Raw genomic sequence first — 13,784 nt, 5'->3', positions numbered from 1 at the left:
AGGAAGAAGCAGGATCTTCTGCTCCGCATAGGATAATTATGCCCTTTACCTTCTATTTATCTGATAAAAATTCCCCACTTCAAAAATTACTTTAATTTTGCGCTTCACCGGATTGTCGCCTGACCATCTGAGGTGTTTATCTGATATAATTTACATGAGAAGAAAGCCGGCTGAGAAGAAGCAAATAGAGAATGTCCTGATCACGGATATAGCAGAAGAAGGAAAAGGTCTTGGAAAATCCGAAGATCTGGTCATCTTTATTGAAAAGGCTATACCCGGAGATGTGGTCGACATTGAGCTCTTCCGGAAGAAGAAGAACTTTGGAGAAGCAAAGGTGACGAGGATAGTAAGTCCTTCTGAATATCGTACACAGCCGTTCTGCGAGCATTTTGGCGTATGCGGAGGCTGCAAGTGGCAACACATGACCTACGACGCACAGCTAAAGTTCAAGCAGAAGTCGGTGAATGACGCCCTGGAGCGTCTGGGTAAAATTGATACAAGCCCTACGGAGACCATCCTGCCTTCTTTTGAGACACGTTATTACCGCAATAAGCTGGAATACACGTTTTCTGATAAGCGCTGGTTAACCGATGAGGATGTGGCCAGCGATGAGGAGCATAATATGAATGCGCTCGGGTTCCACGTGCCACTTCGGTTCGACAAGATCCTGAACATCGAGACCTGTTATCTTCAGGGTAGCCCCTCTAATGAGATCAGGAACAGCATCCGCAAGTTTGCCCTTGACAATGCTATATCTTTCTACAACCTGCGTAACCATGAAGGTGCACTGAGGAACCTGATCATCCGTACATCCACCACGGGTGAGATCATGGTGATCGTGGTATTTGCTTATGCAGAGCCCGACGAGATTCAGAAGATGATGGAGCATGTGCAGGCTACCTTCCCTCAGCTTACCTCATTGCTGTATATCATCAATCATAAGAAAAACGATACGATCTTCGATCAGGACATACACGTGTTTGCCGGCCGCGACTACATCTTTGAAGAGATGGAAGGTCTGACCTTTAAAATCGGACCGAAGAGTTTCTACCAGACAAACTCGCTACAGGCTTATGAGCTCTATGCATTGACCCGGCAGTTTGCAGGTTTCAAAGGTGATGAGCTGGTCTATGACTTGTATACCGGCGCAGGAACAATCGCCAACTTCGTTGCCCGGCATGTGAAGGAGGTGATCGGTATTGAATATGTGCCAACGGCGATCGAAGATGCAAAAGTTAACTCCACGCTGAACGGGATAGCCAACACGAAGTTCTATGCGGGTGATATGAAGGATGTTTTGACGCCTGCGTTCACCGAACAACATGGAAAGCCTGATGTTATTATTACCGATCCGCCACGTGCGGGCATGCACCCGGATGTTGTTCAGCGTTTGCTGGAGATGGAGGCACCGAAAATTGTGTACGTAAGCTGCAATGCGGCGACGCAGGCAAGGGATATCGCCCTGTTGAAGGAGAAGTACGACACGATACGCATCAGACCTGTGGATATGTTTCCGCATACTCAGCATGTGGAAAACGTCGTATTACTGGAATTACGCCCGGCTGAAAACACCGGAATATAAGATCAGAAGAAAATGGAACTAAGAGATTTAATCAATCAATCTGACGCTGAAGGGAACAACAAACCCGAGAAGGAAAGCCCTCTGAAGAGTCTGGAGAAAGACCTTAAGTTTTACAACGAGTCTATCAAAGAGGTTTCTATGGAGATCATCAACGAAGGGCTCTCTGAGTATCCTATTTTTGCTGCGCATCAGCATGAACTGTCTTTGGGCGAACTGATCCTCGACCGTACAGAGCTGGGTACCAGCTGGTCTATCCAGGCCTCGACACTGGAGGAATTTATTCAAAAAGGGATTATTCACCGGGAGAAAAAAGACCGTTTCATCAAGACCTATAAGAACCCGGAAGACTTTGTCTGCCTTTTCGTAATTGTTCCGGAAGGAGCTAATTTTGTGTTCTACCCTTATAACTAAATCTGTAAATCATGACGAACCAAGTAATCATCCTGAATCAAAAGCAAATAGAACAGAAGATCACCCGTATTGCGTATCAGCTATGGGAGGATAATCTGGAAGAGAAGGAACTGGTTATTGCAGGTATCATTGACAGTGGTTATATCCTGGCAGAACGGCTTAAAAACAAACTGGAAGAAATCAGCGGGATACAGATCATGCTGATGAAGATCATCATGGATAAAACGAGCACATTCCTGCAGGCGGAGACAGATTTGCCGGTGGAGCAATGTGCCGACAAGGTGGTGATCCTGGTAGACGACGTGGTGAATCAGGGAAGGACCATGGCTTATGGCATTGGGATCTTTCTGGATATCCCGGTTAAGAAGCTGCGCACCGTGGCTTTGGTGGACAGGAGCCACCGCGTATTTCCGGTATCACCGGATTATACCGGCATGGAGCTGTCTACCGTTACCAAAGAACATGTAGATGTAGTGATCTCGAACCGGGCGGATACGGACGACGTAGTCTATCTGCGCTAAGGATTGATAGCTGCCCACAGCTTGTCGGCAGTAAGTCCCAATCCGGAAGCGGTGATCTTTGCCTTGCTGTAAAACGGCTCGCGTTCCTCCAGCTTTCCGGCAATAAATTGTACAAGGGCCTCTCCTTTGTAATCTTTCAGCACCGGCCTTACTTCTTCGGCTTTTTCGAGCCGGCTTGCCAGAGCTCCCGGGGGAAGTGATATATAGACGGTAAGTCCTTCATTATTCATCCATTCCATATTATTGAAATAGCAGGGAGCTCCGCCGCCTGTGGCGACAATGGCGTTTTCGGGCAGTTGGGCTGTTTGTAGCACATCACGCTCGAGCTCGCGGAAGGCTCCTTCTCCATGTTCACTGAAATAGGCGGGAATGCTTTTTCCGGCTGTCTGCTCGATCAGCTTGTCGAGGTCAACGAATGTAAAGCCCGTTTTAGAGGCAAGCTTTTTGCCGAGGGTCGTTTTGCCGCAACCCATGAATCCGATAAGAAATACTTTCATGTTGTGTTACTTAAGCTGCCGGAGATACTTAGACTCGAGTTCCTCATATGAAGGCAGCGTATGGAAGTGCCATTTATTGATGACTGTTCCATTTTTCAGGAGCAGCAATCCGGGATTGGCGCGTACCATGCTTTTGAGCGGAACGGCATCGGCATTGAAAATCTCCATACTGAGCTTGTGCTTTTTGCGATATGCCTCTGCAGACTCTGTGGTATTGGATGTAAGCAGTACCGTACGTACGTTATAGTGCTCAGCAGCATTAACCGCTATAGCGTTGATATTGCCCATGCCATTGACATTGGCGTTGTCGAGGTTATAAGCTACAACGACTAAGTTATAGTAAGGATTTTCAATAATTTCGGATGTATAATCGGTGCCCTGACTGTCGGCAATAATCAGATCGCGGATCTTCGGCTCATAGCCTTTTTTAACCAGCTTATTCTCGGGATTGCCCACGATCTCCCAGTTGGCGTCTTTCCAGATCTCCGTTTTCAGGTATTCCTTATCCGTCATCTTCTGGCTTTCGCCACTCTTCTTGTTTTTGAGCGTATAGGTGATGACGTACTCATCTTTAGGAGCTCCCGGCGGAATGCGCATGTTTTCGGGAAGGTTAGATCCTACTTTGTAGGGAAGAAAATCAACAAAAGGAAGATAGTTATAGGTATAAATGCCCACTCCAAAGGAGAAGATCACCCCTATGACCATGAGGGCATTCATCAATCCCGCTGAAAGGAATAGCGGGCGTATGTACTCACGTTTGGCGAAGATGAAGGCGATCAGCACGAGCAGCACGATATCTTTGAGGAAAGACTGCCATGGTGTGAGCGGGATAGCATCGCCGAAACATCCGCAGGATTTCACGACATCGAAGGCTGCGGACCAGAATGTCAGGAACGTAAAAAAGAGGATCAGCAAAAGGAGCCCCCAGCTGACCTGCTTTGCCCGGTAGCCCAGCAGCAAGGCGATACCCAGAATAATCTCTGCCGCACAGATGGTGATGGATATAGCAGCTGCATAGTCGTTCAGGAAGGTGGTATGAAACACTTCAAAGTACTCCTGCAGTTTGTAACCAAAGCCGAGAGGGTCATTGGCCTTGATGAGTCCCGAGAAAATAAACAGCAGTCCCACAAACAGGCGGCAAAACCACAGCAGATACTGCGGGCGGGTATTCATTCTTGTTGAGGCGTTCATTTTTACTTCGATTATGTTTAGTTACCGGTCTTTTCGGTGTCCATTCTGATCAGGGCGAAAACAGCGTAGTTCAGCATATCCTGGTAATTCGCTTTAATTCCTTCAGAAGCTTCAGTTTGTCCCTCGTTATCCTCGATTTGTTTCACGCGCAGGATTTTCATCAGGATCAGGTCGGTGAGCGAGCTGATGCGCATGTCCCGCCATGCCTCACCATAATCGTGATTCTTGGCGAACATGAGTTCCATAGTTTCGGTAGTCAGCTGGTCGTATCTCTCCTGAACCTCATCCAGTTTGAGTTCCATACCTGCATCTTCGTTCAGCTCCAGCTGCATCATGGCGATGACGCAATAGTTGATGATGCCGATATATTCAGAATGGATACTCTCTCCTACTTTGGATACTTTCTTCTCTTCGAGTGTGCGGATACGCTGAGCCTTAATGAAGATCTGGTCGGTCAGGGAGCTGAGTCGCAGGATGCGCCATGCCGTGCCATAGTCTCTTGTTTTCTTCAGGAAAAGGTCCCTGCAATATTGGATAACTGAACTGTACTCGAGGGAGGTATTGTGTGCCAAAATATTTGTTTATTTGATTAAGAGGTGAAATAACCTGTATTTTGTATTTTACTAATGAACGATAAAAGTACGTCTTTTCAGCAAAAGAACACCATCAATGCCGGCGGCAGTCTCATAGATTTTACAATACCCCGCGTGATGGGGATCCTCAATATTACGCCCGATTCATTTTATCAGGGCAGCAGGACTCCGGGGACAGACGATGCCTTGAGACGGGCGGAGAAGCTTTTGTCGGACGGAGCGGCGATGCTCGACATCGGCGCCTACTCAACGCGGCCCGGAGCGGCAGAAGTTTCTGTTGAGGAGGAGATCGGGCGCATCGTGCCGGTAATAAAGGCATTGGTCAGTGAGTTTCCTACCGCGATCCTTTCGGTTGACACGTTCAGAGCATCTGTAGCCAGGGCTTCCGTTGAGGCGGGGGCGCATATCATTAACGACATCTCGGGCGGGGATCTCGATCCTCAGATGTTTGAAACGGTAGCAGCGCTGCGGGTTCCCTATATTCTGATGCATATGCGGGGGACTCCCCAGACCATGACCAGCATGACTGGCTATGAAGACATTTTTCGAGAAGTGCTGTCGTACTTCGCAGCGAGAATAGCGCGGCTGAAGGAACTGCATGTTCATGACATCATCCTGGATCCAGGCTTCGGTTTCGCGAAAAACGCCGCGGAGAATTTTGAGCTGCTGAATCAGATGGAGAAGTTCTCCGTTTGCGGACTCCCGGTTTTGGCTGGCCTGTCGCGCAAGAGAACGATCTGGCAGACGCTGGGTATTTCGAGCGAAGAGGCACTAAACGGCACAACGGTGCTGAATACTGTCGCCTTACAGAAGGGAGCATCGATCCTGCGGGTTCACGACGTCAGGGAAGCCGTTGAGGCAGTAAAGTTGATCGAGTGCCTGAAGCAGAAATTTTAGATTTCTGCAGCTATTTTTGTATCTTCGAGTCATCCACAACACACCCCAAAAACCCTGTTTCCGGGCACCTAAAAGTTAACATAGATGGACCGTTTTGATCTCAGTTTTCTGCAATTGCGCTTTCTTGATATCATCGATATCATCCTGGTGGCCGCTATTATTTACTATGTGTATAATCTGATCCGCGGAACGATTGCGGTGAATATTGTACTTGGGCTTATCATCATCTATCTGGTATATATTGTCACGGAGCAGTTGAAGATGCAGCTGCTGAGCCATATACTGGGCGGCTTTGTCAGCGTCGGGTTTCTGGCACTGATCATCGTCTTCCAGCAGGAGATCAGGCGCTTTCTGCTTCTGATCGGGAAAAATGCAGCTCTTCACCGGAATAAGATCTGGAAAACCTTCCTGTCCGGGAATAAAGAACAGGAAAATATAAATGAACCGGCCATCAAGCATATCATCGATGCGTGCAAAACGATGCAACATAGCCGTACCGGTGCGCTGATCGTGTTTGCGAAGTTCTTTGATGACCAGTATTATCAGAATACCGGTGAACCTATTGACGCACACATCTCAAAGCGTCTGATTGAAACGATATTTAAGAAGAACAGTCCGCTTCATGACGGCGCCATGGTGATTGCAGAAGGCAAGATCAAGTGTGCCAGCTGTATTCTGCCAGTGAGCGACAATATCAAGCTGCCTGCGCAGTATGGCTTAAGGCACAGGGCCGGAATCGGCATTACTGAAATGAGCGATGCGGTGGCAATCATTGTTTCGGAAGAAACAGGGCAGCTGGCGTATGCGAAGCAGGGCCGGGTGAGGATGGATGTGAGCTATAGCGACCTGGAAGAACTGCTGACGCGGGATATATAAATTCTTCACACCTAATTAAACGAGAAAGGGCCCGGTTGTTCCGGGCCCTTTCTTTGTTTTGTTATTCTACTGACCATATTGGATATGGGCAGTGCTGATTTTAGCAATATTGTTCGAATGCACTAACGAGGTTGTCGGCGATCATCTGAGCCGGGCGGCCTTCGATCTGGTGACGCTCGATCATGTGCACCAACTTACCATCTTTGAAAAGTGCCATTGCAGGTGATGACGGAGGGTAAGGCAACATGTATGATCTTGCTTTATCTACCGCTTCTCTTTCTACTCCTGCGAAAACTGTGATCAGTTTATCAGGATGCTTTCCATTGCCAGCAGCGAGCTTTGCCGCAGGGCGTGCATTTGCAGCAGCACATCCGCATACGGAGTTCACGACAACAAAGACAGTTCCTTCAGACTCGATTGCTGCACTTACATCATCAGCAGACTTCAGATCCTGAAATCCCGCCGATACCAGGTCATCCCTCATCGGGGCTGTTAAATATTCTGGATACATAGCTTTAATTTACAATTTGAAATACAAAAATAAGGCTTCTTACTGAAAGCAAATCAGATCTCTGTCACATTTCCTTTTCGTCGACATGTAATTGCAGCTTTCGTGGGGAAGTCCTACCAGATATCCTCCGCAAAGGCTTCTGTGCTAGAGGCTGAACGCCTTCATGGAAGTGACCTTATCAGCACGTTTGATGGCATAGTGAGCGGCATGCTGGGCAATATTGGCCTGGGCTTGCGTTATCGTTGCAGGAATGTAAGTATTGCCTACCGGACTTTTTCCGGTAAGTGCCTCCAGCCAGGTGCAGGCAGCTGTATAGCGGCCGTAGGTGAGCTGAAGATGGTAACCATCTCTGGTCAGGTTATCGCCAATGGCACTGGTCCGCACGTTCTGAATGGCGGTACCGGCCGGGATGATCATCTTAAAGCGATTTACTTTCTTTGCCACAGCGTTGGTTGCCTTTACGATAGACTGGAACATCTTAATCTGATCATTCTGGTAGTTTGCAAAGCCTTTATGCGGAGAGCTTTGGGCATAGGCCCAGGTACGGTGCAGAATATATTTCGCCTTTCGGTTGGTGCGTTGTGCATCCACATAGTCGAACAGGTTGGTCAGGTAAGGAAAATAAGATTCATACAGTCCTGAATATGGGCTGGCCTGCTGGAAGCTGATATAATCCCAGGGCTCATCCTTGATGGCAAAAGCCATGGTTTGTTTATTCATAAGGGTCTTCTTGCCGCCAACGATCTTTCTATAGGAATAGTTCGGAGCATCGGCCGCGGCGTTTTTACTGTGAGTTTCCAGGGAGCATCCACCGATATATAGGTTGCCTATGACCAGACTGTCGCCATTTGCTTTTGCCAGGTCGTACAAGTAATTTTCTACGGCGTCTTCAGAGAAGCTGTTTCCGATGGTTAACACTTTAATGACGTTTTTAGCATCTGCACCCAGGCAGACTGCGGTGAGAAGCAGGGTAAGGAGGAGGTATTTGTGCAGGAAATTTCTCATGATGTGTGTGTTTGAGGGCTGTAAGATAATAAAATTGAGAAAAGAAGGGGTAATGGAAGTTCAAGATTTCGGCAAGGAACGCCAATCATGACGAGATAACTATACACTCTCATGTCGACAGAATACAGCTCTTACTCTTTGAATGGGCAACGATGTGAAATTCAGATGTTCGGATTATGTCAAATTAAAATCCTTGATGCCGATCATTCACAGCGTCTTTGAAATTGGCTAAACTATTGCCTACTTTTGCATTAGCAAAGCGGACGAAGAAAAGCTTTCGTAGAAAGATGGTGAACAATCTTCGTTACCTGCTTATAAACAACAATTTAATAGAATAACTATGTCATCAGTAGAGACAACCTACGTTCCTTACAAAGTGAAGGACATTACCCTGGCAGAATGGGGACGCAAAGAAATTGGTCTGGCAGAGGCTGAGATGCCTGGCCTTATGGCTCTTCGTGCGGAATTTGGCCCATCGAAGCCATTGAAAGGCGCCCGTATCGCGGGATGTCTTCATATGACTATCCAAACTGCCGTATTAATTGAAACTCTGGTTGAGCTGGGTGCTGAAGTAACCTGGTCTTCTTGTAATATCTTCTCCACTCAGGATCATGCTGCTGCTGCAATTGCGGCTGCGGGTATTTCTGTTTATGCATGGAAAGGTCTTACAGAAGAAGAATTCAACTGGTGTATTGAGCAGACCCTGCATTTCGGCGAGGATCGCACACCATTGAACATGATCCTGGATGACGGTGGCGATTTAACCAATATGGTGTTTGATCAGTTCCCTGAATTGATCCCTGAAATTAAAGGACTTTCTGAAGAAACTACAACAGGTGTTCACCGACTTTATGAGCGCATGAAGAACGGAACCCTGCACTTACCTGCTATCAATGTAAACGACTCGGTTACTAAATCGAAATTTGATAACAAGTACGGCTGCCGTGAATCATTGGTTGACGCGATCCGTCGTGCTACTGACGTGATGATGGCCGGAAAAGTTGCTGTTGTTGCTGGTTATGGCGATGTGGGTAAAGGTTCAGCAGAATCACTGCGCAGTGCAGGTGTTCGTGTAATCGTTACTGAGATTGACCCGATCTGTGCACTTCAGGCTGCTATGGAAGGTTTTGAAGTTAAGAAATTAAGTACTGCTATTGCTGAGGCTGACATCGTGGTTACCTGTACCGGAAACTGCAATATCGTGCGCGGAGAGCACTTCAAAGCACTAAAGGATAAGGCAATCGTTTGTAACATCGGGCATTTCGATAATGAGATCGACATGGCCTGGTTGAACACAAACTACGGAAATACAAAGGTGGAGATCAAACCTCAGGTTGATAAGTACACCATCGACGGTAAAGACGTGATCGTTCTTGCAGAAGGCCGCCTGGTTAACCTGGGATGCGCTACAGGTCACCCTTCGTTCGTAATGTCGAACTCATTTACCAATCAGACACTTGCTCAGCTTGAGCTGTGGACTAACACGGATCAATATGAGAACCGCGTGTACACGCTTCCTAAGCACCTGGATGAGAAGGTAGCACGTCTTCACCTGGCGAAAATCGGTGTAGAGCTGGATGTGTTGGATCAGGAGCAGGCTGATTATATCGGCGTTGCTGTTGAAGGCCCATACAAGCCGGAAGCGTACAGATACTAATCGTCCGTTCGGATATTAATTTTATGGAAAGATGCTTACCTTTGGTGGCATCTTTTTTTTTATCCATGGATCAACTCTCTCAGACAAAACTTTCGGTTAACATCAATAAAATTGCCACAATCCGCAACTCCCGCGGGGGTAATAATCCGGACCTTGTCAGGACGGCTCTTGATTGTGAAGCTTTTGGAGCGCAGGGCATCACGGTTCATCCGCGCCCGGACGAGCGGCATATCCGCTATCAGGATGTGTTTGATCTGAAAGGGGTGATCTCTACGGAATTCAATATTGAAGGGAATTGTCAGGAAGAGTCTTTTGTACAGCTGGTCCTGGCGAATAAACCCGCTCAGGTGACCCTGGTTCCGGATGCGCTTGGACAGATCACTTCTAACCATGGCTGGGATACGATCAAGCACGGCGACTATCTGAAGGACATCATTTCGGTGTTCAAGGAGGCCGGCATACGGGTGTCTATATTCGTTGATCCGGACCCGAAGATGGTTGAGGCTGCGGCCCTTACCGGAACAGACCGGATTGAGCTGTATACGGAAGCCTACGCAAAGAATTATTTTGTGAATAAGGAGCATGCGATTGCGCCTTACATTCAGGCAGCGCGGACAGCTCAGCAGGTATCACTAGGTCTTAACGCGGGTCATGATCTGGATCTTCATAACCTTCGCTACTTTGCTCAGAATATTCCCGGATTACTGGAAGTGAGCATAGGCCATGCGCTGATCTGCGATGCGCTCTATCTGGGGCTTGAAGCCACCATAGGGCGCTATCTGGACCAACTGAAAGGTTAAGATTACTTTCACTTTAAACTTTTTTTACAGATTCGGATCAGGTTTTTACATTGAGCGAAGAGTTTAGAGGATAAAATCAGGCTTTGGAGGATGTTTCTTTAAAAAAGACAGCCCAAAGAATTGCATCTTTTGAGGTTTTCTCACAGTGCATTGTTTTTCTTCCATGGATTTTGGAATAATTAAATAGGGAATTTCGCTCCTCAGGAAAATTCAGCCTTTTTTTGAGTGGAAGTATATGACCTTTAGCGACTTCTTCCATTTAAAAAAAACGGCCCCTATGGCTTATTTCTGCGCTTTTTAGTACCTTTGTGCAATCCCATTATCATTCAGTTTCATGAATTTAAATATTGATTTCAAAGAAAAATTTGAATCACGTCACATTGCTCCTGATAGCGAGGCGACTGCACAGATGCTTTCGCAGGTTGGAGTAAAATCACTTGATGACCTTATTCAACAAACGGTTCCTGCACAGATCAGACTGAAGCAGCCGATGAATCTTCCTGCTCCGAAAAGCGAATTTGACTACTTGAACGATTTGAAGCAGGCTGCCTCGAAGAATAAAGTTTTCAAGTCATTTATTGGCAAGGGATACTATGATAACATCACGCCACCTGTTATTCTGAGGAACATCTTCGAGAATCCGGGATGGTACACACAATATACGCCTTACCAGGCGGAGATCTCTCAGGGACGCTTACAGGCGCTCCTGAACTTCCAGACGATGGTCCTTGACCTAACTGGCATGGAGATAGCAAATGCTTCGCTTCTTGACGAAGGTACTGCTGCTGCTGAGGCGATGTTTATGCAGTACAGTCTGCGTAAAAACCAGAAAGCAAATGTATTTTTTGTATCTGAGGACCTGTTTCCGCAGACCATTGATATCCTCCGGACACGCTCTGCTCCTTATGGCATAGAGCTGCTTGTTGCTAACCATGAGTCAGTTGAGCTTGACGAGCGCATGTTTGGTGCCATTGTGCAGTATCCTTCTGGAAAGGGACTTGTGTATAACTACAGCGATTTCGCAGCGAAAGCACATGGTCTGAATATTAAGCTGACTGTTGTTGCTGATATCCTCAGCCTTACTGTGCTGACTCCTCCGGGAGAATGGGGTGCAGACATCGTGGTAGGATCTACCCAACGCTTTGGTATTCCAATGGGCTTTGGTGGACCACATGCCGCATATTTTGCAACCAAAGAAGAGTATAAGCGCAGCATGCCAGGAAGAATTATCGGTGTAACGGTAGATTCTTCGGGTAATTATGCATTGCGTATGGCGCTACAGACGCGTGAACAACATATCCGCAGAGATAAGGCAACCTCTAACATCTGTACCGCTCAGGCACTTCTGGCAATTATGGCAGGTATGTATGCTGCGTACCATGGACCGAAAGGCCTGGTAAATATCGCTACCCGCGTACATGGTCTGGCTTCCCTGCTGGCTTCGTCTCTGGAGCAGCTGGAGTATAAGCAACTGAACGCGTCTTTCTTTGACACCATCCGCTTTGACCTGGGTCACCTGACAGGGCCTATCCATGCTGAAGCCATTAATAATCTGTGCAACTTTGACTATAACGGTTCTGAAGTTTGCATCTCTCTGGATGAAACGACTTCTGTTGAGGACGTAAAGACCATCATCCGCTTCTTTGCTAAGGTAAAGGGAAAGAGCTTGAATGATGTGAACTTTGAAGAGCTGGTTCAGGGTGTTTCTTCCAAGGTTCCTGCGGAACTGGAGAGAAGCAGTGAGTTCCTGACTCACCCTGTATTCAACAGCCACCATTCGGAGCACGAGATGCTGCGGTATATCAAGTCGCTTGAGGCTAAAGATCTTTCATTGTGCCATTCGATGATTCCGCTGGGATCATGTACCATGAAGCTGAATGCAACGACTGAAATGATCCCGGTAACCTGGGCTGAGTTCAGCAAGATCCATCCGTTTGCTCCTACTGACCAGGTGGGTGGCTATATGCAGATCCTTTCTGAGCTAAATGACTGGTTAAGCGAGATCACTGGCTTTGCAGCCATGAGCCTGCAACCTAATTCTGGCGCTCAGGGAGAATACGCGGGACTGATGGTGATCAGAGCCTATCATGCAGATAGAAATGATCATCACCGGAACATTGTACTGATTCCTTCTTCTGCGCATGGAACCAACCCTGCTTCTGCGGCAATGGCCGGCATGAAGGTGGTTGTAGTAAAGTGTGACGAGAATGGAAACATCGACGTAGAAGACCTGAAAGCAAAGGCGATCCAGCATAAGGACAACCTTTCCTGCCTGATGGTGACTTATCCTTCAACCCACGGGGTTTTTGAAGAGTCGATCATTGAGGTCTGCGAGATCATTCACCAACATGGTGGTCAGGTGTATATGGACGGTGCCAATATGAATGCTCAGGTTGGCTTAACCAGTCCTGCTTCTATCGGTGCTGATGTTTGTCACCTGAACCTGCACAAGACCTTCTGCATCCCACACGGGGGAGGCGGTCCGGGTATGGGTCCTATCGGTGTTGCTAAACACCTGGTGCCATTCCTTCCTGGTCATGCGGTAGTTGACATCAACAATGATCATTCTATTCACGCTGTTTCTGCGGCACCATGGGGATCAGCTTCTATTTTGCTGATTTCACATGCATACATCGCGATGATGGGTGCTGAAGGATTGACTAATGCAACGAAATACGCGATCCTGAATGCGAATTATATAAAATCAAGGCTGGAAGAGCACTATCCGGTGCTTTATTCAGGAAGCATGGGCCGATGTGCGCATGAAATGATTCTGGACTGCCGGGCATTTAAGAGTGCAGGTGTGGAAGTAACCGACATCGCCAAAAGGCTGATGGACTATGGTTTCCATGCCCCTACTGTATCATTCCCTGTGGCGGGTACGCTAATGGTGGAACCTACAGAGTCTGAGCCTAAGCATGAGCTTGATCGTTTCTGTGATGCGATGATCTCTATCCGTGCTGAAATCGAAGAAGTATTGGTTGGATCAGCTGACAAGCAAAATAACATATTGAAGAATGCGCCTCATACTTCGGCTGTTGTGACTGCGGATAGCTGGACAATGGAATATAGCCGCCAGAAAGCTGCGTTTCCGCTTCCTTATGTTGCTGAACGTAAGTTCTGGCCTTCAGTTGGACGTGTAAATGAAACGCATGGGGACCGTACGCTAATTTGCTCATGCCCTCCTATTGAGGCCTACTCAGAGCTTGAGGCATAGTTTGAAATATTATACCATAAAAAAGG

The 13,784-nt window shown here is 47.4% G+C and carries 13 protein-coding genes; 8 read left to right on the top strand and 5 right to left on the bottom strand.

Features of this window, described 5'->3' with window-relative positions:
- Positions 1-154 precede the first annotated feature (154 nt).
- The 3 genes from rlmD to ACO1NU_RS06530 are packed head-to-tail and all read left to right on the top strand — an operon-like array spanning position 155 to position 2,514.
- A complete protein-coding gene (gene rlmD, locus ACO1NU_RS06540; protein ID WP_448817668.1) occupies positions 155-1,582 on the top strand; it encodes a 23S rRNA (uracil(1939)-C(5))-methyltransferase RlmD in 1,428 nt (475 codons plus the stop codon).
- A gap of 12 nt (positions 1,583-1,594) precedes the next feature.
- Positions 1,595-1,993, top strand: coding sequence for a hypothetical protein (locus ACO1NU_RS06535; RefSeq protein ID WP_448817667.1), 399 nt, complete (start codon positions 1,595-1,597; stop codon positions 1,991-1,993).
- A gap of 11 nt (positions 1,994-2,004) precedes the next feature.
- Positions 2,005-2,514 carry a phosphoribosyltransferase family protein gene (locus ACO1NU_RS06530; protein WP_448817666.1) on the top strand — a complete coding sequence of 170 codons (510 nt, stop codon included), beginning with the start codon at positions 2,005-2,007 and terminating at the stop codon, positions 2,512-2,514.
- Here the strand turns inward: ACO1NU_RS06530 and ACO1NU_RS06525 are convergent.
- From ACO1NU_RS06525 to ACO1NU_RS06515, 3 genes are read right to left on the bottom strand one after another with little or no spacing between them, the layout of a single operon-like run.
- A complete protein-coding gene (locus ACO1NU_RS06525; protein ID WP_448817665.1) occupies positions 2,511-3,011 on the bottom strand; it encodes a shikimate kinase in 501 nt (166 codons plus the stop codon). The two genes, ACO1NU_RS06530 and ACO1NU_RS06525, sit on opposite strands and share 4 nt — an antisense overlap.
- Positions 3,012-3,017: 6 nt before the next feature.
- Positions 3,018-4,202 carry a BT_3928 family protein gene (locus ACO1NU_RS06520; RefSeq protein ID WP_448817664.1) on the bottom strand — a complete coding sequence of 395 codons (1,185 nt, stop codon included), beginning with the start codon at positions 4,200-4,202 and terminating at the stop codon, positions 3,018-3,020.
- 17 nt (positions 4,203-4,219) lie between these two features.
- Positions 4,220-4,774: a DUF1599 domain-containing protein gene (locus ACO1NU_RS06515; protein ID WP_448817663.1), complete on the bottom strand. Its 555-nt coding sequence runs from the start codon at positions 4,772-4,774 to the stop codon at positions 4,220-4,222.
- A gap of 54 nt (positions 4,775-4,828) precedes the next feature.
- On the opposite strand from ACO1NU_RS06515, the gene folP reads away from it, so the two are divergent.
- Together folP and cdaA are read left to right on the top strand one after the other, a co-directional pair.
- Positions 4,829-5,692, top strand: a complete 864-nt coding sequence (folP, locus tag ACO1NU_RS06510) for a dihydropteroate synthase (protein ID WP_448817662.1) — start codon at positions 4,829-4,831, stop codon at positions 5,690-5,692.
- Between the two features lie 84 nt (positions 5,693-5,776).
- On the top strand, positions 5,777-6,568 hold the full coding sequence (gene cdaA / locus ACO1NU_RS06505; protein ID WP_448817661.1) for a diadenylate cyclase CdaA: 792 nt from the start codon (positions 5,777-5,779) through the stop codon (positions 6,566-6,568).
- A gap of 100 nt (positions 6,569-6,668) precedes the next feature.
- Here cdaA and ACO1NU_RS06500 read toward each other — a convergent pair whose 3' ends face one another.
- Together ACO1NU_RS06500 and ACO1NU_RS06495 are read right to left on the bottom strand one after the other, a co-directional pair.
- On the bottom strand, positions 6,669-7,079 hold the full coding sequence (locus tag ACO1NU_RS06500; RefSeq protein WP_448817660.1) for a BrxA/BrxB family bacilliredoxin: 411 nt from the start codon (positions 7,077-7,079) through the stop codon (positions 6,669-6,671).
- Positions 7,080-7,223: 144 nt separating this feature from the next.
- Positions 7,224-8,084, bottom strand: coding sequence for a DUF4886 domain-containing protein (locus ACO1NU_RS06495; RefSeq protein WP_448817659.1), 861 nt, complete (start codon positions 8,082-8,084; stop codon positions 7,224-7,226).
- Positions 8,085-8,424: 340 nt separating this feature from the next.
- Here ACO1NU_RS06495 and ahcY point away from each other — a divergent pair, with 340 nt between their 5' ends.
- The 3 genes from ahcY (at position 8,425) to gcvP (ending at position 13,758) form a co-directional block, all read left to right on the top strand.
- Positions 8,425-9,741, top strand: coding sequence for an adenosylhomocysteinase (gene ahcY / locus ACO1NU_RS06490; RefSeq protein ID WP_448817658.1), 1,317 nt, complete (start codon positions 8,425-8,427; stop codon positions 9,739-9,741).
- A 65-nt stretch (positions 9,742-9,806) separates the two neighbouring features.
- A complete protein-coding gene (locus ACO1NU_RS06485) occupies positions 9,807-10,541 on the top strand; it encodes a pyridoxine 5'-phosphate synthase (RefSeq protein ID WP_448817657.1) in 735 nt (244 codons plus the stop codon).
- Between the two features lie 334 nt (positions 10,542-10,875).
- Complete coding sequence (gene gcvP, locus ACO1NU_RS06480; RefSeq protein ID WP_448817656.1) at positions 10,876-13,758, top strand: aminomethyl-transferring glycine dehydrogenase; 2,883 nt, start codon at positions 10,876-10,878, stop codon at positions 13,756-13,758.
- Positions 13,759-13,784: the final 26 nt, after the last annotated feature.

This window comes from Arcticibacter sp., assembly GCF_053551015.1.
The sequence above is the reverse complement of the archived record's forward strand: the minus strand, read 5'-3'. Positions and strand labels throughout refer to the sequence as shown.